Annotated in this window: 22 protein-coding genes; 12 read left to right on the top strand and 10 right to left on the bottom strand. The window is 58.3% G+C overall.

Features of this window, described 5'->3' with window-relative positions; translation table 11 throughout:
- Positions 1-42: 42 nt before the first annotated feature.
- Positions 43-1,884: a M3 family oligoendopeptidase gene (locus tag GA830_RS00730; RefSeq protein WP_195163253.1), complete on the bottom strand. Its 1,842-nt coding sequence runs from the start codon at positions 1,882-1,884 to the stop codon at positions 43-45.
- A gap of 158 nt (positions 1,885-2,042) precedes the next feature.
- Here GA830_RS00730 and GA830_RS00725 point away from each other — a divergent pair, with 158 nt between their 5' ends.
- Entirely contained in the window at positions 2,043-3,605 is a 1,563-nt protein-coding gene (locus GA830_RS00725) for a sigma-54-dependent transcriptional regulator (protein WP_195163252.1), read from the top strand.
- 256 nt (positions 3,606-3,861) lie between these two features.
- A complete protein-coding gene (locus tag GA830_RS00720; protein WP_195163251.1) occupies positions 3,862-5,679 on the top strand; it encodes a DUF882 domain-containing protein in 1,818 nt (605 codons plus the stop codon).
- 60 nt (positions 5,680-5,739) lie between these two features.
- On the opposite strand, the gene GA830_RS00715 is transcribed toward GA830_RS00720, so the two are convergent.
- Positions 5,740-6,378: a 2-dehydro-3-deoxy-phosphogluconate aldolase gene (locus GA830_RS00715; protein ID WP_195164690.1), complete on the bottom strand. Its 639-nt coding sequence runs from the start codon at positions 6,376-6,378 to the stop codon at positions 5,740-5,742.
- A gap of 66 nt (positions 6,379-6,444) precedes the next feature.
- The gene (locus tag GA830_RS00710) at positions 6,445-7,131 is read right to left on the bottom strand and encodes an N-acetylmuramidase family protein (protein WP_195163250.1); all 687 of its coding nucleotides are present in this window, start codon (positions 7,129-7,131) and stop codon (positions 6,445-6,447) included.
- A 159-nt stretch (positions 7,132-7,290) separates the two neighbouring features.
- Here GA830_RS00710 and trhO point away from each other — a divergent pair, with 159 nt between their 5' ends.
- On the top strand, positions 7,291-8,214 hold the full coding sequence (gene trhO / locus GA830_RS00705) for an oxygen-dependent tRNA uridine(34) hydroxylase TrhO (RefSeq protein ID WP_195164689.1): 924 nt from the start codon (positions 7,291-7,293) through the stop codon (positions 8,212-8,214).
- Positions 8,215-8,354: 140 nt separating this feature from the next.
- Complete coding sequence (locus GA830_RS00700) at positions 8,355-9,086, top strand: tellurite resistance TerB family protein (protein ID WP_195163249.1); 732 nt, start codon at positions 8,355-8,357, stop codon at positions 9,084-9,086.
- A 49-nt stretch (positions 9,087-9,135) separates the two neighbouring features.
- Here the strand turns inward: GA830_RS00700 and GA830_RS00695 are convergent, their stop codons facing one another.
- Positions 9,136-9,723, bottom strand: a complete 588-nt coding sequence (locus GA830_RS00695; protein WP_195163248.1) for a TetR/AcrR family transcriptional regulator — start codon at positions 9,721-9,723, stop codon at positions 9,136-9,138.
- A gap of 254 nt (positions 9,724-9,977) precedes the next feature.
- Between GA830_RS00695 and GA830_RS00690 the strand changes: the two genes are divergently transcribed.
- A complete protein-coding gene (locus GA830_RS00690) occupies positions 9,978-10,727 on the top strand; it encodes an SDR family oxidoreductase (protein WP_195163247.1) in 750 nt (249 codons plus the stop codon).
- Between the two features lie 19 nt (positions 10,728-10,746).
- Here GA830_RS00690 and GA830_RS00685 read toward each other — a convergent pair whose 3' ends face one another.
- Positions 10,747-11,946: a pyridoxal phosphate-dependent aminotransferase gene (locus tag GA830_RS00685; RefSeq protein WP_195163246.1), complete on the bottom strand. Its 1,200-nt coding sequence runs from the start codon at positions 11,944-11,946 to the stop codon at positions 10,747-10,749.
- 82 nt (positions 11,947-12,028) lie between these two features.
- Between GA830_RS00685 and GA830_RS00680 the strand changes: the two genes are divergently transcribed.
- From GA830_RS00680 to denD, 5 genes are read left to right on the top strand one after another with little or no spacing between them, the layout of a single operon-like run.
- Positions 12,029-12,709 carry a GNAT family N-acetyltransferase gene (locus GA830_RS00680; protein WP_308460461.1) on the top strand — a complete coding sequence of 227 codons (681 nt, stop codon included), beginning with the start codon at positions 12,029-12,031 and terminating at the stop codon, positions 12,707-12,709.
- A 10-nt stretch (positions 12,710-12,719) separates the two neighbouring features.
- Positions 12,720-13,658 (top strand): cation diffusion facilitator family transporter, encoded by a 939-nt coding sequence (locus GA830_RS00675; RefSeq protein ID WP_195163245.1) that lies wholly within the window; start codon positions 12,720-12,722, stop codon positions 13,656-13,658.
- Positions 13,659-13,683: 25 nt separating this feature from the next.
- Complete coding sequence (locus GA830_RS00670) at positions 13,684-14,442, top strand: SDR family oxidoreductase (protein ID WP_195163244.1); 759 nt, start codon at positions 13,684-13,686, stop codon at positions 14,440-14,442.
- Positions 14,442-14,642, top strand: coding sequence for a hypothetical protein (locus tag GA830_RS00665; RefSeq protein ID WP_195163243.1), 201 nt, complete (start codon positions 14,442-14,444; stop codon positions 14,640-14,642). The genes GA830_RS00670 and GA830_RS00665 overlap by 1 nt, the downstream gene beginning before the upstream one ends.
- A gap of 1 nt (position 14,643) precedes the next feature.
- On the top strand, positions 14,644-15,624 hold the full coding sequence (denD, locus tag GA830_RS00660) for a D-erythronate dehydrogenase (RefSeq protein WP_195163242.1): 981 nt from the start codon (positions 14,644-14,646) through the stop codon (positions 15,622-15,624).
- An 11-nt stretch (positions 15,625-15,635) separates the two neighbouring features.
- Here the strand turns inward: denD and GA830_RS00655 are convergent, their stop codons facing one another.
- The 5 genes from GA830_RS00655 to GA830_RS00640 form a co-directional block, all read right to left on the bottom strand.
- A complete protein-coding gene (locus tag GA830_RS00655; RefSeq protein WP_308460460.1) occupies positions 15,636-16,514 on the bottom strand; it encodes a nickel/cobalt transporter in 879 nt (292 codons plus the stop codon).
- Positions 16,504-16,728 (bottom strand): hypothetical protein, encoded by a 225-nt coding sequence (locus tag GA830_RS20275; RefSeq protein WP_308460459.1) that lies wholly within the window; start codon positions 16,726-16,728, stop codon positions 16,504-16,506. Before GA830_RS20275 ends, GA830_RS00655 begins: the two co-directional genes overlap by 11 nt.
- A gap of 2 nt (positions 16,729-16,730) precedes the next feature.
- Positions 16,731-17,393 carry a DUF1007 family protein gene (locus GA830_RS00650; protein ID WP_195163241.1) on the bottom strand — a complete coding sequence of 221 codons (663 nt, stop codon included), beginning with the start codon at positions 17,391-17,393 and terminating at the stop codon, positions 16,731-16,733.
- A 72-nt stretch (positions 17,394-17,465) separates the two neighbouring features.
- Positions 17,466-18,368, bottom strand: a complete 903-nt coding sequence (locus GA830_RS00645) for a LysR family transcriptional regulator (protein ID WP_195163240.1) — start codon at positions 18,366-18,368, stop codon at positions 17,466-17,468.
- Between the two features lie 7 nt (positions 18,369-18,375).
- Positions 18,376-19,560, bottom strand: coding sequence for an amidase (locus tag GA830_RS00640; RefSeq protein ID WP_195163239.1), 1,185 nt, complete (start codon positions 19,558-19,560; stop codon positions 18,376-18,378).
- A gap of 546 nt (positions 19,561-20,106) precedes the next feature.
- On the opposite strand from GA830_RS00640, the gene GA830_RS00635 reads away from it, so the two are divergent.
- On the top strand, positions 20,107-21,240 hold the full coding sequence (locus GA830_RS00635; protein ID WP_195163238.1) for a type III PLP-dependent enzyme: 1,134 nt from the start codon (positions 20,107-20,109) through the stop codon (positions 21,238-21,240).
- 87 nt (positions 21,241-21,327) lie between these two features.
- Entirely contained in the window at positions 21,328-21,897 is a 570-nt protein-coding gene (locus GA830_RS00630; protein WP_195163237.1) for a GNAT family N-acetyltransferase, read from the top strand.
- The last annotated feature ends 36 nt before the right edge of the window (positions 21,898-21,933 follow it).

Raw genomic sequence — 21,933 nt, 5'->3', positions numbered from 1 at the left:
GCAACTTAAACGACATGTTCGGGCTTTGCACTTCTGTGCGCATTAATCCAGAGCTTCCAGTTCATCAATCAACCCGCTGATCACTGAAAGGCCGCTCTGCCAAAATTGCGGGTCCGAGGCGTCAAGGCCGAAGGGTTTTAGCAGCTCGGAGTGATGCTTGGTGCCGCCAGCTTTCAGCATGTCGAAATATTTCTGCTGAAAGCCGCTCTCGGCGTTCTGGTAAACGGCATAGAGTGAGTTCACCAGGCAGTCGCCGAAGGCATAGGCATAGACGTAGAAGGGCGAGTGGATGAAGTGCGGAATATAGGCCCAGAATGTCTCATAGCCTTCGCGGATGGTGATTGCCGGTCCAAGGCTCTCAACCTGTACTTCCAGCCATAATTCGCCAAGCTTGTCGGAGGTCAGTTCGCCCTTGCGGCGCTCGGTGTGTACCTTGCGCTCGAATTCGTAGAACGCGATCTGGCGCACCACGGTGTTGATCATGTCCTCGACCTTCTGGGCGAGCATGGCTTTGCGCTCGGCCTTGTCGCGGGTTCGGTCCAGCAGCATTCGGAAGGTCAGCATTTCGCCAAAGACGGATGCCGTTTCGGCCAGTGTGAGCGGGGTGGAGGCCATGAGCGCGCCTTGCGCACCGGCCATCACCTGGTGCACGCCGTGGCCAAGTTCATGGGCCAGCGTCATCACATCGCGCGGCTTGCCCATATAGTTGAGCAGCACAAAGGGATGGGCTGAAGGTACCGTCGGGTGGGCAAAGGCGCCGGGTGCCTTGCCGGGGCGGGCGGGCGCGTCGATCCAGTTGCGGTCGAAGAAGGTTTTGGCAATGTCGCCCATTTCCGGCGAGAACTGGGTGTAGGCTGACAATACGGTGTCGCGCGCTGTGTCCCAGCCAATCACGGCCTGAGGCGTTTCAGGCAAAGGCGCGTTGCGGTCCCAATGGTTCATTTTTTCCATGCCCAGCCATTTTGCCTTCATGGCGTAATAGCGGTGCGACAGGCGCGGATAGGCTTCGCGCACGGCTTTTGCCAGCGCATCGACCACTTCGCGCTCGACGCGGTTGGCCAGATGGCGTGAATCAGCAATGTCCTTGAAGCCGCGCCAGCGGTCGGAAATTTCCTTGTCCTTGGCCAGCGTGTTGGTGATGAGCGTGAAGGTACGCAGGTTTTCCTTGAAGGTTTTGGCCAGTGCCTGGCTTGCCTTGCGGCGCACCTCGCCATCGGCGTCCTGCAAGCGGGTGAGGGTCTGTTCGAGCGCCAGTTCCTCGCCGTCTACGTCGAAGCGCAAATCGGTCATGGTCTCGTCGAACAGACGGTTCCAGGCGCCGCGACCGGTGACGGATTTTTCGTGGAAAAGCTGTTCTACCCGGTCTTCCAGCTGGTAGGGCTTGTCCAGCCTGAGGTCGAGCACCCATGGCCGGTAGTGGCCGAAGCCAGCATCAATCTCGAGCGCGGCGAGAATGAGCGCGTCGTCGACAAGATTGAGTTCCAGCGTGAAGAAAAGCAGATGCGAGCTCGCATCCGTCATCTTCTCCTGTACATCGCCGTAAAATTTGGCGCGTTTGGGGTCTGCGGTATTGCCGGCATAGAGCAGACCGGCATAGGAGGCGATACGCCCGATCAGTTCCTCGATCACCTCATAGCGCGCCAGGGCCCGGCCCATGTCGCCCTTTGCAGGGTTGGCGAGTGCTTCGGCGAGCCTGCCTTTCCACTCATCTTCAAATTGAATGGCGTCGGCCAATGCGCGATCGAGGTCGCGGTGCAGCTCCTGCGCTTCCATGCCGTAATAAAGCGCCGACAAATCCCATTCCGGCAGGTTACCGAGTTCCGGGGCCTTTAAAACAGTAGCATTATCGGCAGGTGATTCATTGCGGGCAGGCGCGTTAAACATGCTTTTTCTCAATTTCTGATAGTCGCAAATGCAAGGGTGGCCGGTTAAAACGGCGTGAATAAGATTTCGTTCACCGGGTTTTTTGAAGTCTTATTTAGAACCCCGTGCGAAGTTGGGCCAGCATAGTTTCAATCCATGCGCAATTTAACGAAGGCGGGATGACCGGACCTATCCTCATCGTCGATGACGATCCTGTCCAGCGGCGGCTGCTTGAGGCTGCGGTGGTCAAGGCCGGCTATCGCGCGCTGCCGGTCGACAACGGCGTGGCCGGGCTGGCCATGCTGGACGGGCCGCAGGGCCGCGACATTGCGGTGGTCATTCTCGATTTGATGATGCCGGGCCTCGATGGCAACGGTGTTTTGGAAAAGATGCGCGAAAGAGGAATCTCCACCCCGGTCATTGTCCAGACTGCGCAGGGCGGCATCGAGACCGTGGTCAGAGCCATGCGCGCAGGCGCCTTTGACTTTGTGGTCAAGCCCGCATCACCCGAGCGGGTTGCAGCCGCTATTGGTAGTGCGCTGAAGGTCGAGGCGCTCGAAGGTGCCGCGCGGCGGTCGGGGCGCAAGGCTGCCGGCACGCTGACCTTTAAAGACATGGTCACGGGCAGCGCCGTGATGGAGCGGGTCATACGGCTTGGGCAAAAGGCCGCCTCGTCCAATATTCCAATCCTGATCGAGGGCGAATCGGGTGTCGGCAAGGAATTGGTCGCGCGCGCCATTCGCGGAAGCGGCGAGCGGCGGTCAAAACCGTTCGTTACCGTCAACTGTGGCGCCATTCCAGAAAATCTTGTCGAAAGCATCCTGTTCGGCCACGAAAAAGGTTCGTTCACCGGTGCTACTGAAAAGCATGCCGGAAAATTCGTCGAGGCGCATTCAGGAACGCTGTTTCTGGACGAAATCGGGGATTTGCCACCCGATGTTCAGGTCAAGCTGCTGAGGGCAGTCCAGGATGGTGAGATCGACCCCGTCGGCGGCCGCCAGACGATAAAGGTCGATATTCGTCTCATATCGGCCACCCACCGCGACCTCCTGCAACAGGTGAAAGACGGGCAGTTTCGTGAGGACCTGTTTTACAGGCTGCATGTATTCCCGATTTTCGTACCGCCGCTGCGGGCCCGGCGTGAGGATATTCCGGCGCTGGTCGGCCATTTCATGGGCAAGATCGGCCCGGTCGAGACGCGCGCACGGGTGACCGCAATTGCGCCGGCAGCGCTTGCCATGCTTACAGCCTATGATTGGCCCGGCAATATTCGGCAGCTGGAAAACGCAGTGTTTCGGGCCATGGTGCTGTGCGAGGGCGATACGCTGATGCCCGGCGACTTTCCACAGATCAGGGCGCAGGTTGATAGCGTCGCGATCTCCGACACGCCTGATCGGCCGATTGCCGTCACCATGCCTGAAGCAACGCAGCTGCGCCCGGGATCTGGATTTGCCGAAATGGCTGTCGACATGCGCAATGGCGAGGCAGCGCGACCGCAATTTGGCATTGTTCGGGCGCTGGATGAGCGCGGCAATGTGCGTCCGCTTGCCGATATTGAGCTGGAGATGATCAAACTCGCCATCGAACACTATCACGGGCACATGAGCGAAGTGGCGAGGCGACTCGGTATCGGCCGATCGACGCTCTATCGCAAGTTGAAGGAATACGGGCTCGACCCGGAAACCGGTCGCGCAAGTGTCAGCCCGGCGGAAGGTGCAGGATTGACCCGTGGGAGCGAATAAGCTCTAAACTTTGTGTTTACCACGTTGGAACGGGGTCTGTTCCTGACCTGTCTCTGCCATCCTGTTACCGCATTTCGCCGTCAATAAGCAGTGATTAACCATTACGGGCGATAGTCGGACGGGAAATTTTCGCGTCCGGGTGTCAAATCCGGGGACAGAATGGCAGCCTGCAAGGCCTTTTGATTTGATACAGAGCGTACAAAACAATCTCGGGCGGCGTTTCAGAATTTCCGTTTGGGCCGGATGGCTGGCGTCGATGGTGCTGGCTCTTGGCTTTTTGGGTCTTGCACCCGCTGAGGCGCAGGCGCAAACCCGCAGCCTCAAGATCCATTTCGTTCATACCGGTGAGAAGGCCGAGATCGTTTTCAAGCGCAATGGCCGCTATGATTCCGACGGGCTCACCAAACTCAACCGTATTTTGCGCGATTTCCGCCGCAATGAACCCACCAAGATGGACCCGCGGTTGCTGGATCTGGTATGGGAAGCTTACCGCGCTTCTGGATCTCGCGGTTACATCAACGTCATCTCCGCCTACCGGTCGCCCGCCACAAATTCTATGCTGCGCAGCCGCTCCAAGGGCGTTGCCAAGCAGAGCCAGCATACACTTGGCAAGGCCATGGATTTCTATCTTCCCGACGTGAACTTGAAAAAGCTGCGTGACATTGGCTTGAAAATGCAGGGCGGCGGCGTTGGATATTATCCACGATCCGGCTCGCCTTTCGTGCATATGGATGTCGGCAATGTGCGCCATTGGCCGCGTATGAGCCGCAAGGAACTGGTCGCAGTATTTCCCAACGGCAATACGCTGCATGTGCCGAGCGACGGCAAGCCACTACCTGGCTTCGAACAGGCGCTCGCCTCCTACAGCCAACGGCGCGGCAAGGGTGAACTGGCAATTGCCAGCGCACGCAGCAGTGGCGGAAGCAGCCGCGGCGGTGGTCTTCTCGCGGCCCTGTTTGGCGGCGGCGGCGGTGCCGATGAGGCTGAAGAAGGCGGTGTAGCCGTAGCTTCCGTAGCGCCGGAAAGGCCAGTTGCCAAAGCCGCGCCCAAGGCCTCTTCGAAAGCTGCCGAGGCTGCCAAATCTGAGATACTTATCATCCCACCGGACCAGGCACGCCCGGCTGCGATCCAGCCAGTCGAGACGGCTAAGCCTGATGAGCCCGTTCAGCAGACGCCAGAACAGATCATTGCTGCGCTGCCGCGCCGCTCGATCCCGGTTCCCGGACTGGCACCGCGCCCATCAGTTGATGTTGCAGCGGCCCCGGTTGACGTACCGTTCGAGGTTGTGTCGACCGACAACATGCCGGCTGAGCCTGCTGCCGAACTGCCGGTTGAAGTGGCAGCGCTTGTGCCGCTGCCTACGAGACGTCCGAACTACCAGCTGCCCGTCGAGTTAGCTCCGCAGGATAGCGAGATGTCAGCGCTTCTGGCGCTTTCAGAACCACTTGAGGCCGACACCAAGCCCGCCATTCCTCTGCCGGCAACGCGCCCTGCTGGCGCTGAGTATACCGTTGCAGCGCTGCCTGCGCCGCGGCCAGAGCTTGCGCCGCCATCCGAAGCCACTCCGGTGGCCGTGGCGCCTGCCGCAGTTGCCAATGCCGCCGCGCCGGCGGAAACCAACCCGTTCGGCATCGCGCCTGCTGACGCTGTGGCGCAGCCACGACCCATGGACCCTGTGTCCAAAGGCGCCCGCGCGCCTGTGGCCGTTGCCGCAACACCGCGCGCTGTAGCCGCTGCCAAGAAGCCGGGAACCACCGCGGTGGCTTCCCTTTCCTCCGGTGTTAAAACGACTGCAAAATCGGCGCGACCGACAGGAGTGCCTGCAAAGGCCGAACCGAAAGCAGTGGTTGTCGTAGCGCAGCCACAGGCCGCACGCTGGGCACTGGATTCAAACTATGTGAAGCAGAACACCAAGGGCACCACCGCGCCTTCCTTCGCGTACAACATCGTTCGGACAGCGCCGCGTGAGGTTTATACTGCTGGCTTCCAGGCCGAGACCAAGATGGCGGATGCCAACAAGTTCTCCGGCAAGGCCGTGGGCTTCCTACCCGTGGCGCGCTTCAAGACGAACTAGAAAAGCCCGCTACTGCTCAGTGTTGCGGGCTCATTCAAGCTGGCCGTGTGCCATCCACTTTCAGCGACCGATGCGGGATGCCTCGCGCGCGAGTTCCTCGATTGCGTCCCATTTGCCATCGCGAACCAATTCGTCAGGCGCTACCCATGAACCGCCGACGCAGATGACGTTGGGAAGGCTGAGATAGTCGATCGCGTTTTTGGGGCTGACGCCGCCGGTCGGGCAAAAGCGAATTCCGGCGAAGGGTGAGGCAAGTGCCTTCAGGAAGCTGACGCCGCCGGCCTGTTCGGCGGGGAAGAATTTCAGGAAATCGAGACCGGCTTCATGGGCGGTCATGATCTCGCCGGGCGTGATGGCGCCGGGGAGCAGTGGCACCTCGCTTTCATTGGCAGCTGCCAGAAGCTCATGGGTGATGCCGGGGCTGACGATGAATTTTGAGCCGGCTTCTGATGCCTGATCAAACTGGGCTGGAGACAGGATCGTGCCAGCGCCCACAACTGCGTCTTCAACCTCGCTGGCGGCAAGCCGGATCGCCTCAAGCGCTGCGCTGGTGCGCATGGTGATCTCGATCACCCGCAGCCCACCCCTTGCCAAGGCGCGCGCCAGCGGCACTGCATCTGCGGCACGCTCAATCTTCAGCACTGGAATGACAGGCTGGCCGTCCAGCAGCGCAAGAAGTTTTTCAGTCTTTACCGACATACCCATCTCGATCTCTGTTGACGAATTTCAACCGATTAACAGAAGCTGGAAAACGTGTCCATGAAGCTATCGCCGTCGCAGCTTCAGCGCCCCTAGCCATGCGGGTATGATGCGAATGCCCAACACGCTTTGTGGTTCAGGGGCGGGTTCGGGCTCTGGTTCAGTCGCGATGGTGTCGTAGCGGTGATAGGCTTCGGCCATGCGCTCGTCGTAGCGGTTTTTGGCAAAACCGGGTCCGTTGTAGCCAAGGGCGAATGCTTTCCAGTCTCTGGCTCGCAAGGCCGGTGCCAGCCCTGCCTTTTCGATATAGCGCGCCATCAGCCTCACCTGGCCGGCAACGCCCGAACGGGCCTCGTTTGCCAGTGCATCGACACTCGCGTAACCAAGCCAGGCCCAGTGGGCACCCATCACCTGGCCGAGACCCCAGGAGACAGATTCATAGGCGGCTTTGCGGTCAATGGCGGCTGCCCGTTCCAGCATCGCCCATCGATCAACCTGCAGGGCGGGGTTGCGGACCCGGCCTGCGAGCGGGGAGGCAAGTTTTGCCAAGCGCGCCCGTGATCGGTTGTCAGGTGAGAGCCGACGATCGAAGTAGTGACCCTCGAAACGGATCACAGGTTCGCGCCGACCATCGACGCTGGCAAATGCCTTGCCGCCGCTCTCGATTTCGGCGACTGCGAGCAGGGTTGCCGGCTCGATTTTGAGCTCACGGGCGACTTGTCTGATTTCGGTGGCTGTACTGGCGGAAAACATGGCGTTCCTTTTGTTTCTGCCATCATTTTGTCGCTGCGCCGCCGGTAGTGGACAAAAACGCGGCCAACAACCACTTCCGTTTTCAGCCATAGTTCTGATTCTAAAAGGTATTTTTGAACTCACTTGAAACCGGTCGTCAAAATCGATACCGCAACCCGCATGGAAGCTCCGTTGCCCGCAATCCGCGTTGCTGCGCTCTACCGGTTTTGCCGGCTGGCGCATTTTGAGACATTGCGTGCGCCGCTGGTCGCATTTTGTGGTGAGCATGGCATCAAGGGCACCATCCTTTTGGCGCATGAGGGCATTAACGGAACTGTTGCCGGACGTGTTGAGGCGATCGCGGCTCTGGTCGCGTATCTCGAGGCCATGCCTGAGTTTTCCGGCCTCGAGTTGAAGTTTAGCCACGCTCAAACCATGCCCTTCCACCGCATGAAAGTGCGATTGAAGCGTGAAATAGTCACCATGGGGGTGGAGAATATTGATCCGCTGCAGGACGCCGGCGCTTATGTTGAAGCCGCGCAGTGGAACGCGCTGATTGCCGATCCCAACACGGTGGTCATCGATACGCGCAATGATTACGAGGCGGCAATCGGCACGTTCCAAAACGCTATCGACCCGAAAACAAAGAGCTTTCGCGAATTTCCCGGCTGGGTCGAAGAAAATCGCGCCAGTCTCGAGGGGCGCAAAGTCGCGATGTTCTGCACCGGCGGGATACGCTGCGAAAAGGCGACGGCCTATGTCCGCTCTCTTGGGCTGGAGGAGGTTTTCCATCTCAAGGGCGGTATCTTGAAATATCTCGAAGAGGTGCCTGCCGAGGAGAGCCTATGGGAAGGCGAATGCTTCGTTTTCGACGAGCGGGTATCGGTCACGCATGGCCTAGCGGTCGGCGAAGCCGAGCTGTGCCGGGCCTGCCGCCACCCGCTGTCGCCTACCGAGCGGCAGTCGCCGCTCTATAGCGAAGGGGTCTCGTGTCAGTATTGCCACAATGCACGCAGCGAGGAAGATCGCCAGCGCTATGCCGAACGCCAGAAGCAGGTGGCAATTGCGGCGGCGCGCGGATTGGGTCCGCACATCGGAAGCTAAGGATTAACGACACCAGCAAAGGCTGAATTTTTCCAATCGTTTATCCCGCGCCCTCATAGTAATGTCGCCTCGCAGTGCCTACGTCCAGGCATACGCAAACCATTCGGCTGCCGCGGCGGCAGCCCTTACGGAGGCCCGCAATGCTTGATCCAAAACGCATGCTCGACGAATTGCTCGGCACCAAAATCCCCGGTTCCGAAACCACTTTACGCGACAAGGCCGGTCAGGCGACACAGATGGCCAAGGACAATCCACTGGCTGCCGGCGCGCTTCTGGCGGTGCTTCTTGGTACCGGTACTGGCCGTGCTGTCACTGGCTCGGCGATCAAGCTCGGCGGGCTCGCGGCAGTCGCAGGCGTCGCCTACAATGCTTACAAAAACTACCAGAACGGTGGCGCGCCCGTGCAGGAAACTGCTTCTGCCGATGGCACACTTCTGCCACCCCCGCAGGATAGCGGCTTCCATCCGACCGACGCGCCACAGGGCGAAGACGAGTTCGCGCTGACACTGATCCGCGCCATGATTTCGGCAGCCAATGCCGACGGACATGTCGATGATGAGGAGCGCAAAAAGATTGGCGACCGCCTCGCTCTATCAGGGCTTGGCGATGAAGCTCAACAGTTCTTTGATCAGGAGCTCAGGAAGCCGGCAACCATAGACGAACTGGTGGCAGCTGCGCGTAGCGAGGCACAACGTATTGAATTGTTTACTGCCGCGCGCCTGACGATTGACCCGAACACGCGTGTGGAGAGAGGATATCTCGACATGCTGGCCGGTCGGCTGGAACTGCCTGACGCACTGGTTGACCATGTCGAGGCAACGATTTCGTCAGTCAAATCGGCGGATGCAAGCGCGACAAACTCGCCCTGGTGATACGGGTTGCGTGCTGCTCGTAGACGCGGGTGGCACACACCTTTGGGCTTCAGTTCATGCCCCGTTCAATGATCTCGATCAGTGCCTGATCCCGTTCAACGCCGGTGAGCTGTTCGAGTTGCGGCATACGCCCCGCAAGCATCAGTTCAGACAGTCCGTGGACAAGTGCCCACGAAGCGGCGAGAAAAGGGGCAATATCTTCGCGGCCCGACTGCCCCTGTCGCTCACGCACGGCATCAACCAGCAAGCCATAGGCGGCATCGGCAGACTGGTTCAGTGCTAGATCGGAGCGATCCGGGCGCGCTGAAGAAAACATCAGTCGAAAAAGCGCCGGTTTAGCTAAAGCGAAGTCGATGTAGCCGAGACCCGCCGCGACATGCGTTGACATGCCTGCCGGCCTCCGCTGCCGGCGCTGCCGCATCATGACAACGAAACCGTCAAAGCCGCGTACCGCAAGTGCGGTCAAAAGCGTATCGGCGCTCCGGAAGTGGTGAGCGGGCGCTGCATGCGAAACACCTGCGCGCCGTGCACAGCCGCGCAACGTGAATCCTTCAACACCCTTCTCGGTGAGTTCAGTCTCGGCGGCATCGAGAAGTGCTATCCGCAAATCTCCATGGTGGTAATTTTTTCTAGTCACACTCTAACCTCCGAAGACAGCTTTGCGCGAACGGGCTATTTATAAGCAATTGCAAATGTTTGAGCAATCTTTACGATGTAAAAACCTGTTAATCTCTCGTTAAGAATCGAGGCGCATCCTGTTCCTTGTTCGGATCGGCTTTCTCCTCCCAAGCACGGTCCTTTATTGAGGGCGGTCACCGGTGACCGCCCTCTTTTCATGTCTTGCCATGTCAGGGCAGTTCTGGAATGCAGGATAAGCGGGAGGATTTTTGCATGGCAAAAACAGCAATTGTAACCGGTGCGGGAACTGGTGTCGGCAAGGCGGTTGCGCAGGCGCTTGTGCGCGAAGGCTGGAATACGGTGTTTTGCGGACGCCGTCTGAAGCCGCTGGAAGAAGCAGTCCGGGAAGCCGGTATGGGCGGCGGCATCGGCATTGCTGTTTCCTGCGACGTTGGCAAGGCTGAAGAAGTCGACCGGTTGTTTGCGATGGCTGTGGAAAATTTCGGCCGTGTCGATCTCCTCTTCAACAATGCCGGCATGGGTTACAAATCGACCCCCATCGACGAGATTCCCGTCGAAGTGTGGGAGCAAGTTGTCAGCGTCAATCTCACAGGTGCATTTTTGTGTGCCCGCAAGGCCTTTGGCGTGATGCGCCATCAGTCGCCTTTGGGCGGGCGCATCATCAATAACGGGTCCGTTTCGGCCTATACGCCCCGCCCCGGTTCGGTGCCTTATACGGCCACCAAACATGCCATTACCGGCCTCACCAAAACGCTGGCACTCGACGGTCGTCCATTCGATATTGCCTGTGGCCAGATCGACATCGGCAACGCGCTGACCGAGATGGCCCACCCCATGACGGTTGGGGTGCCGCAGGCCAATGGTACGATGGCGGCGGAAGCGGTCATGGATGTTGACCACGTGGCGAACGCCGTTCTGCACATGGCCGGGCTGCCACTCGATGCCAATGTGCTATTTATGACGGTTATGGCCACCAAGATGCCCTATGTCGGGCGTGGTTAGGGCCCGTCCCCGAGGGGCGCTAGCCTGAAGGGCTGTTCTCATCAAGGAACGCCGCTATGCGATCAATGGCGCGCAGAATATTCTCCTCGGAATTGGCGTAGGAAAGGCGCAGATAACCTTCTCCCAGAATGCCGAAGTCCGGACCTCCGATTAGCGCCACGCCGGATGTTTCCAGAAGAGCACCCGCTAGTTTTTTGGCCTTCCAGCCAGTCGCAGACACATTGGGGAAGGCATAGAATGCGCCTTTGGGGGCGATGCAGGACACGCCGTTAAGGCTGTTTAACCCCTCGACCACGACTTTGCGGCGGTGGTCGAAGGCACTCATCATGTTATTGACTTCGCCTTGGGGGCCGTCGATGGCAGCGATGCCAGCGTACTGGCTCGGTGCGTTCACGCAGGACCAGCAATTGACCGCTAGCTTGCGCACCTTGTCGTAGAGATTAGCGCTTTGAGGGCCGTTCGGCCAGATCGACCAACCCATGCGCCAGCCAGTCATTGCCCAAGTTTTCGACCAACCGTTCAAGACGATCAGCCGGTCGCGGATTTCAGGGAAACTCAGGAGAGAGCAGTGGCGTCCGCCGTCGTAGGTCATGACGTCATAGATTTCGTCGGAAAGGATCGCGACATTGGGGTGGGCCTCAAGCCCCTTGACCAGTTTGGAGATTTCTTCGGGCGGCGTAACGCCTCCCGTTGGGTTTGCCGGTGAGTTAAGGATCAAAAGGCGCGTGCGCGGAGTGATAAGCGCCAGTGTTTCTTCAGCGGAAAACGCAAAGCCATTTTCCTCACGGATTGGGACCGGGACAGGGTTGGCGCCAGTAAATTCGATCATCGATCGGTAAATTGGGAAACCCGGATCTGGGTAAAGGATATCGACGCCCGGCTCGCCAAACATGATGATTGAGGCAAACATCGTCGGCTTGCCGCCAGGCAGGATCATAACGTTTTCAGGTGAAACCTCGACGCCGGTGGTGGTCAGGGTTCGCCGCACCACTGCCTCGCGTGTTGCCAGCAGACCAGTTGCCGGCGTGTAACCGTGATGGCCGTCGCGCAGCGCCTTGATGGCGGCCTCGACGATGTGGGCAGGCGTTTTGAAGTCGGGCTGGCCGATGCCAAGGTTGACAATATCGCGCCCCTCACTGGCGAGCGTGGTGGCGCGGGCGAGAACGGCAAAGGCGTTCTCCTCGCCGAGCCGGCCGAATGCAGAAACAGTTTGGAGCATGGTAAGCACCCTGGTTGGTTCTGTTGCCAGAGCAGCGTTTTTGTGAGCGTCTCCGGTGAATGTCAAATAAAACGGGTGGACCATGGTGGATGAATTAGCAAACTGGCAGGCGCGACCAAGGCCGCAGCGCACCATTCTGGAGGGTCGCTATATCCGGCTTGAGCCGCTTTCAGCAGTCAGCCACGGCGATGACCTTTACGAGGCCTCTACCGTTGCGGATGTTGACCAGCGCTTTCGCTACCTGTTTGACCTCCCACCCCATAGCCGCGCGGAATTTCAGGCCTGGCTGGAAAAAGTAGAGGCAAGTGAGGACCCGCTGTTTTTCGCCGTCATCGATAAGAAGACCGGGAAGGCAGCAGGGCGGCAAACTCTGATGCGCATCGATCCTGCCTTCGGCGTGATCGAGATAGGCAACATCTATTGGGGTCCTGGGATTGCACGTACACCTGCCGCCACGGAGGCACAGTATCTATTCACCAAATATGTGTTCGCCCTTGGCTACCGCCGTTATGAGTGGAAGTGCAATAACGACAATGCACCGTCAAAGCGGGCTGCAGAGCGGTTCGGCTTCAGCTTTGAGGGGATATTCCGACAGCATATGGTGGTGAAGGGCGAAAACCGCGACACGGCGTGGTACTCGATCATCGACAAAGAATGGCCGCGACTAAATCGGGCCTATGAGGAATGGCTCAATCCGGCTAATTTCGATGCCGGAGGCCAGCAGAGGCGACGGCTGGAGGAGATTCGCGCCGCGCTCAACTAATCAGGACATTATGGGACAAACGCATAGCGACGGCGATCACGGCCATTCGGGCCACAGCCATGCCGGGCATAGCCATGGGGCCAGCGATAAAACACGGGTCCTGATTGCAGCCTTGCTCACCTCTGTCTTCATGGTGGCAGAGGCTGTTGGTGGCGTCTTGACGGGATCGCTGGCACTTTTGGCCGACGCTGGGCACATGCTGACGGATTCGGTCGCGCTGGTGCTGGCGTGGTATGCTTTCCATCTTGCCGGCCGGGCAGCGACAGCCCGTCTGACCTATGGCTTTGACCGCGTGAAAACGCTGATTGCCTACACCAACGGGCTTACGGTTTTCGCGATCGCGTTGTGGATTGTTTACGAGGCGTGGCAGCGGATGGCAGAGCCCGCGCTCGTGCTCGGCGGCCCCATGCTGGTTGTGGCTCTCCTGGGCTTGCTGGTCAATATTGCCGCCTTCTTCGTTCTCCATGGAGGTGACCGCGAGAACCTGAATATGCGTGGCGCGGTATTGCACGTTCTGGGTGATCTTTTAGGCTCGGTCGCGGCACTGGTTGCAGCAGTGGTGATCCTAACTACCGGATGGACGCTGATCGACCCTATCCTTTCCGTTCTGGTGGCGGTGCTATTGTTCCGCAGTGCCTGGGGCTTGATGAAGGAGGCTGGGCATTTGCTACTCGAGGGCGTTCCGGTCTCGCTGGATCGCGACAGCATCGCCCGTGACATTGAAGATCATGTCGCTGGTGTGCGGGAGGTTCACCACATGCATGTCTGGTCGATGGATGGCGCGCGCAACATGGCAACGCTGCATGCGTGTCTTGAAGAGGGTACGGACGCGCCGGGCACAATCCGCATCATAAAGGAGCGGCTTGCATCCAATCATGGTATCGACCATGCAACGGTTGAACCGGAATTCGGGAAATGTGCTGACGCCAGCACTGCGCACCAACATTGATTACTAGACAGGATTTGGGGAAACCATGGCAGGCAGATTGAAGGGGAAAGTTGCAGTCGTCACTGCTGCAGGGCAGGGGATTGGTCGCGCAATCGCCGAGGCATTCATCGCAGAGGGTGCGACGGTGCACGCTTCCGATCTCGACCGCTCCAAGCTTGATGGATTGACGCGCGCCAAGAAAGCCAAGCTAGACGTCCTGTCGACACGGGCAGTGGAAGCCTATGCGCAGAAGATTGGTCCGATCGATGTTTTGGTCAATGTCGCGGGTTATGTGCACCATGGTACCGTGCTCGATTGCAACGAGAAGGACTGGGATTTTTCTTTTGATCTCAATGTAAAATCGATGCACCGGATGATACGGGCGTTTTTGCCTGGGATGCTCGAGCGTGCCAAGGATATGTCCGGTTCCGGTTCGATCATCAACCTTTCCTCCGGGGCGTCTTCTATCAAAGGCGCGCCGAACCGCTACACATACGGAGCGACCAAGGCCGCCGTGATAGGGCTCACCAAATCGGTGGCAATTGACTTTATCCGGCAGGGTATCCGTTGCAACGCCATCTGCCCCGGAACGGTGCAGTCGCCTTCCCTGGACGGACGCATGGATGATTTGGCAAAAACGGTGGGCGGAAAGGACAAAGCAATGGAACTGTTTATCTCTAGACAGCCAATGGGCCGATTAGGCCAGGCTTCGGAAATTGCTGCGTTGGCGCTCTATCTGGCGGCAGACGAATCCGCGTTCACAACGGGAACGGCCATTCCCATCGACGGCGGATGGACACTCTGATGGCTACAAGCAACCGGAACTCTGCCATAGCCGCAGCGGTGATCGTTCTAGGCTTTGGGTTGGCAGCCTTTTATCTGCCGACCATCATGCTTGCGGTAGGTTCCTTCTCGTCCATAGCAGCCGGCGCTGTCGGCATGCTCTTCGTTGCGGCATTTTTTCTGGTGTTTTGGCTGCGGGCGCGCCATCAGCGGGACAAGTGAAATGCGTATTCTCATAACGGGTGCCGCCGGGATGGTGGGGCGAAAGCTCACCGCGAGGCTGGCAAAAGACGGTACCCTTGCCGGTCAGAAAATCACCGCGCTCGACCTGCACGACATTGTTCCATCAGACGCATTTTCGATGCCGAGCGCTCATGTTTCGATTCATGTCGGGGATCTTTCAGATACGGCAGCCGTGGCGGGGCTTATCGCTGCGCGGCCAGACGTCATCTTCCACCTGGCCGGCATCGTTTCGGGTGAAGCCGAAGCCAATTTTGACCTCGGCTACGGGGTAAACCTGGATAGTACGCGCGCGCTGTTTGATGCCGTGCGGCTTGAAAATTATCAGCCACGCATTGTGTTCACCTCATCCATCGCCGTCTTTGGTGCGCCGTTTCCTGATGTGATCCCGGATGAGTTCCACCCCACGCCGCTGACTTCCTACGGTACGCAGAAGCTGATGGGCGAGGCGCTTCTGGCTGATTATACAAGGCGTGGCTTTTTCGATGGCATCGGCATCCGCTTGCCCACCATCTGCGTGCGCCCGGGTAAACCCAACAAGGCAGCGTCTGGCTTCTTTTCAGGGATTATCCGTGAGCCACTTAACGGACGGGAAGCCATACTTCCGGTGCCGCGTTCGGTGGTACACACCCATGCCAGCCCGCGGTCGGCAGTCGGGTTTTTGATCCACGCTGCCGGCATAGACGGCAATAAAGTCGGACCGCGGCGCAATCTTTCAATGCCGGGTGTCGGCGTTACTGTCGGGGAACAGATCGAGTCCCTGGAACGGATTGCCGGTAGCGATGTTGTCAAGCACATTCGCGAAGAACCTGACCAAACGATCTGGCGGATCGTGCAAGGCTGGCCGACCCGCTTTGAAGCAAAGCGGGCGCTAGAGTTGGGTTTCACAGCCGAGAGCAGCTTTGACGATATTATTCGCGTTTATATCGAGGACGAACTCCAAGGCGGCCTGCTGCGCGCCTGAGCACCCCAGCCTTATGCAGAGAGGCTGGCGCTCAGCAAAAGCAGGCCGAGAATGAATACCATTGCCGCGCCGCCAACTTCGAAGGCTGCGTGAACATAATTGCCGATGCGGCCATCGCCTGCAAACAGTACCGCCCAGTTCTTGGCGGTTACCGCCAGCGTTGCTATCGCCGAGACGGTAATAGCTGTGCCGAGCGCCATTGCGAGCACCGACAAAATTCCACCAACCCACAGTCCATTCAGGAATGCGAAGCTCAGCACAATAAGCGCGCCGGAGCAGGGGCGGATACCGACCGCAGCCACGGCAGACCATGCGGTGCGCCAGTCGAAACGGTCGCCGGAAAGCAGGGTCGGATCTGGCGCATGAGAGTGGCCGCAGGTGTCGCAGATATCTGCTGCGCCATGGGAATGCGAATGGGCGTGCGTATGGGCGTGGGTGGTATGTTCATGGTGGCTGTGGGAGGCGTGCGTGTGTGTGGCGGCGCTCTGGTCTTGGCCACTATGGCTGTGCGCGAGCGCAGAGAGGCTTTGTGCGGGAGCGTGGCCAAACACCCTGCGCAGATGAGGACCGGCTTTTCGCCATAGGAGCCAGGCACCGAAGGCAGTAATCGACGCATAACTCACCACTTCCAGAAACCAGGTGGCGTCCGTCATCGAGATAGAAGTGCCGCGCAACACCATGAACACGAGCGTCATCAGAATGATAGCTGTCGCGGCCTGCAGGAAGGCGGAAACGAAGGACAGCATGATGCCGCGCCGGAGCGCCACTTCGTTGGCTACCATGTATGATGAAATGACAGCCTTGCCATGGCCCGGGCCTGCCGCATGAAAAACACCATACGCGAACGAGAGCCCGACAAGCAGCCATAGTTTCGAGCCATCATCGCGCATTGCTTTCAACGCGCCAGTGAGCGCCCGATAAAACCCCTGCTGCTGCACGTTGATCCAGTTTAGCCAATTTGAAAAAAAACCCGGTGGAGGGCAGCATGGCTTCGTTGGTGCCGATGCCGAGTGAGCTTTGCGCGTTTCCAGAACCGATCAAATGCGTGCTGGCAATGGCCAAGGCAAGCCAAACTATCACTAGCCGGGTTTCAACTTTATTCATGGTCAGCCTGTGCAGGTGAGTTCAAAACGGGTGGCGAAAATTTTTGAAAGATCGGTCCCGGTCGGGTCGCTGAAGAACGCGTCCGTGAGCTTAGACTGGTTCTGCGCGATTGCTTCGTCCGGATCCGGGCGGATGACCGTGCTGCTGCAACCGGAAGGCAAGCCGCCATCGACGGCCATATTCTTGTCCTCAACGAAATCGATGGCAGTGTAGAAGGTTGGGTCGTAGACGCCGAAATCTACTTTTCCGGTAAGTTTTAGCGGCTTCTTGGGCTCGGATTCAAACAGTATAATCAATTGATCCTGCTCGTAATTGGCAATCAGCTGCGCCGGCGGCTTCATCGAAATCTCCTTGCCGTCGGCGGTCACCAGCTGAAAATAGTCATATTCGGCGAGAGACTCGAATACGGTTTTGGAAACCTCCTGGAGTTCCGAATCGTCGAGCTTCAAATCCGCATTTTTGTCGAACTCCAGCAACACAGTGCTGGAGAAGAGGTCGTCAAACCGCCAAAGGTGCCGAAGGGATTTCAACGACCTGTCGGGATTGAGCACCACGTCAAGGCGCGCCTCAGCGAACACATGTGGGTGCACCCGTGCCGGTTGAGTGGACGCAAGAAGCGATAGTGCGGCGGTCGCCAGTATCGCCGCCGTAGCGTTAGTAGGCATCAGAAAATCCTCAACAATTGAATGTGCCAAAGTTACTTTAAAACGGACAAAATTGAGACGAGGCGCAACCGTTCAATGTGGCAATTCGTGCATTTTGAACCATTGAGCCAGAAAATCGACCAATAGCCGAACCTTAGCAGGTAGATATCGTCGGTGCGGGTAAACTGCGAAGATTCCGCCGCCTGATACGGTACGATCCTTTAATACTGCCATGAGGCGACCGGCTGCGATTTCTGGCTCGGCTATAAAATCTGGCAGCGTAGCAAATCCGAGACCTGACAGTGCTCCCGCTCTTGCCATGAGCGGGCTGTTGGCCTCGATTGGGCCTGTTACCGGTACCCCTACCACCTCGCCATTGTCGCCGAGAAACTGCCAGTTGGCGAGACTGCGACCATTGGTGTCGATGATACAGGGCAGTTTTGAAAGCTCCTGCGGACGATGCGGCGTTCCATGCTTGGCGATAAGCTCCGGGGAAGCGCAAACGACAGTGGCGAAGGGCGCAAGGCGGCGCGCGATGAGGGAGGAATTTTCCAGCCTTGAGATGCGGATCGCTAGATCGAAACCTTCCTCGACCAGATCGACGAAGCGATCGTCGAGATGGATCTCCAAGGTAATGTCTGGATGCTGTTTCGCGAAGTCAATTATTGACTGTCCGATCGGGGCGTCGGCAAAGGTGCGCGGCGCTGAAAGCTTGATGCGGCCACGCACATCGCCGGATGTTCCGCGTACTTCTTCCTGCAGGCTATCGATCTCGCTGATGATTTCAGTCGCGCGCTTGTAGTAGGTATGGCCGGCTTCCGTTAGGGAAAACTGGCGCGTGGTGCGATTGAGGAGCAGGGCGCCCAGCTCGTCTTCCAGCTCGCGCACATATTTCGACAGCAGCGCCTTGGAACGGCCGATCTTGCGCGCCGCTGAGGAAAAACCCTCGGCTTCGACCACTGCCAGAAAGGCGCGTATGCGGGTCAGAGTGTCCATGGCATCCTCAGTGTGCCGACGCCATGATGCGAGTGCCAAGGTCAAGAAGCGTTAGATCGCTGTTTTTCGGGCCAAGCAATGAAATGCCGAAGGGCGCGCCATTCACCGTCCCAAGCGGCAGCGTGAGCTGAGGCAGCCCGGCCAGACCGGAGAGGCATAAAAGATGCAACGCTCGCTCGCGATAGGCCTGCGTGTCGCCGAAACTCAGAGAACGCAGGGGTGCAGCACCGGGCACGGTCGGCATAACCAAAATGCCGTCGTTGCCCAGACGCGCGGTTAGTTCTGCAGTAAAATCCTTGCGGCGGACAGTTTCTTCAGCAACCGTTTCGTTGCTGATCGTAGCGCCGTATTCAAAACGTTCTTTCACGCCCGGCCCTAAGTTGCGATCCTGATCGCCTATCCATTCGCCGTGAACCGACCAGGCTTCGTGGGATTGGATGCGGCGGAAGCACCAGTAGAGATCTTCCAGATCATGTGAGAGCGGCGCCAAGACTACCGGGTCGCCCAGTGCCTTTGCAACAATCCGTTCCAGACGTTGGTATTCGTGACGGTCCGCGTCGCCCAATAGAAGTGCTTCAAGGCCGCTGAGACGCATGGGACGCCAAGTTTGAAACGCAGTACCAGTAAGCAGAACTTCCGCCACTTTGCGATAGCACAACATGTCTTTCGCAAACCACCCGAAGGTGTCGAGGCTAGGGGCCAGAGGCATGGTGCCTTTCAGCGATATTGCGCCATGGGTGGTGCGCAGGCCGACCAATCCGCAAAAGCTGGCAGGGGCGCGGATCGAACCGCCGGTGTCTGATCCGGTGCCGATATCGGCCAGCGCTCCGGCTACGGCTGCTGCCGACCCGGAGGATGAACCGCCGGTGACCCTGTCGGGGGCAGCGGGGTTAACCGGTTGGGGATAATGAGCATTGTGGCCGATCAGCGAGAAGGCGAGTTCGTCGGTCTGCGTCTTGCCAATGAACGTTGCGCCCGCGTCAAGAAGTTGCTGAATCGCTGGTGCTGTTAAGGTGACGGGATCTGCGACTCGGGCTTTTGAGGAGTTGCCACATCCAGTGGGATATCCGGCGACATCGTAGATATCTTTCACCGCGAGTTGCATGCCCGACAGCGGACCGGATGGCGCACTGGTGACCGGCACAGAAGGCAAGTCGAGAAAAGCATTCAAGGGATCGCAGGTAGGCAGCATGTTCAAGATCCGGATACAGTCCATCACCATTGTTCGATGGCATATTATTTTCAACCATCCCTTCGATTTTTATTGATTGTGACGCAAGTCGCCCCTATGTACGCCTTGCCCAAAGTCGCACGTGCCTGTGGGTGTCCGCCGATCCTCAAAATGGTGAGATAAATCGGTAAGGTAACTGGAGCTAACCCCTCCAGTCGGTTTCGCGGCCCAACCGCAAAATCGAGGACATCTTGAAGCAACGACGGTGCGGGCCTTTCTGGTTCTCTGCCGGCTGTCCAAAAGCCGGGGTTACTGAAGAGGCACACCATCATTGCCGGCAGTGCGGAACGGGTTCTCCCAATCCAAGCCATGGCAGACAAAGCGAACCGAAGCCGGGCAGGCCTAGGTTCACCGCCGCGCGAAACGCGTTCATGATTCCAGACCCTCCACCGGCTGGCTTCAGGAAAAGCGATCACGCCTTTGTCCACCGCGGATCAACACGGCGAGACTGCCGTGCCGCAGCTTGATTTTGCGTGTTCGCGAAAGCGGTGCGCTATGGAGAAACCGATGGCAACACAGCGCGTTCTTGATTTCCTCGCCACCCGTCGTCCAGCCGGCCCTTGCCTGGTTGTTGACCTTGATGTCGTGCGCGATAATTTCTGTGCATTCGAAAAGGCTTTGCCGGATTCGAAAATCTTTTATGCCGTGAAGGCCAATCCTGCGCCGGAGATCTTGCGTTTGCTTGCTTCCATGGGCTCTTCCTTTGACACTGCTTCGGTTGCCGAAATCGAAATGGCGATGGATGCTGGTGCGCCAGCAGAGCGCATCTCCTTCGGCAACACGATCAAGAAGGAACGCGACATTGAGCGCGCCTACGAGCTTGGCATTCGTCTGTTTGCAGTTGATTGCGTTGAAGAGGTCGAGAAGATCGCGCGTGTCGCACCTGAGGCACGGGTGTTCTGCCGCGTTCTGACCGATGGTGAGGGCGCTGAATGGCCTTTGTCGCGCAAATTTGGTTGCGTGCCAGAGATGGCAGTTGATGTGCTTCGTCGTGCAAAGGTTCTTGGCCTCGACGCTTATGGCGTGTCGTTCCATGTTGGCTCGCAGCAGACCGATCTGACCGCGTGGGATCGTGCGCTGGGCGATGCGCAGACCGTGTTCGCGACATTGGCGAATGAAGGCATTGTGCTGAAAATGGTCAATATGGGCGGTGGTTTTCCAACGCGCTATCTGAAAGATGTTCCAGCTGCACAGGCCTATGGTCAGGCGATTTTCTCGTCGTTGCGCAAGCATTTCGGAAATCGTTTGCCAGAAACCATCATTGAGCCAGGTCGTGGCATGGTTGGCAATGCTGGTGTCATCAAGTCGGAGGTCGTGTTGATTTCCAAGAAGTCCGACAATGACAATGTGCGCTGGGTCTTCCTCGACATTGGCAAGTTTGGCGGCTTGGCCGAGACGATGGATGAGGCAATCCGCTATCCGATCACGACCATTCATGATGGTTCCGAGACAGCACCTTGCGTGCTTGCGGGGCCGACCTGTGACTCTGCTGATGTAATGTATGAGAAGACGCCGTATCCGCTGCCTTTATCACTGACGATTGGTGATGATGTGCTGATCGAAGGCACGGGTGCCTACACCACGACCTATTCGGCGGTTGCGTTTAACGGGTTTGAACCGCTCCGATCCTACGTGATCTGACTTTAGGTCAGATCACCCCCAAGCCAGCGTGTGCGTTGGCCTTGGGCTCGCCTGTGGACCAATTCTGCACGTGAAGGATCGCGCATCATGGAACGCGCTTATTTTCAGCCGGCCTTTGAGCCGCAAATTACCATTGCCTGCGAATTGCCGGCTGACATTGCTGCGCGCGAAGCGCTGCTCGACAGGGCTATGGGCCCAAAGCGCCGCCGTAAGTCTTCGGAGAAGCTGCGCCGTGGCCGTTTGCCTTCAGCGGGACTGGCCTTTGCCGCACATGATGCGGACGGGTCTTTGGTCGGCACCGTTCGTCTGTGGGATGTGCGCCTGAGTGAAAGCGGCACGCACGCTTTGCTGCTTGGGCCGTTGGCTGTCGATCCGTCGCTGAAGGGGGCAGGGATCGGGAGCCTTTTGATGCAGCGCGCGATTGAAGCTGCAACTGAGCTTGGGCACGGGTCCATCATTCTGGTTGGTGATGAGCCTTATTATGCGCGGTTTGGATTTTCATCGGAGAAGACCGCGGCTTTGGCGATGCCAGGACCCTATGAACGGCACCGGCTGCTTGCCTTGGAGTTGGTGACACAATCCTTGGACGGGGCTTGCGGTACGCTTAAAGCTTCTGGTCGCAAGTGCAAATTTTCCCAGTCTTCTGTGGCTGTTTAAAAAAAGGCCCGGCATTTCTGCCGGGCTTTTTCTTAC

This window comes from Mesorhizobium sp. NBSH29, from assembly GCF_015500055.1.
GTDB lineage: Bacteria > Pseudomonadota > Alphaproteobacteria > Rhizobiales > Rhizobiaceae > Neomesorhizobium.
Note: the sequence above shows the minus strand (reverse complement) of the source record. Positions and strands in the feature narration are given on the sequence as shown.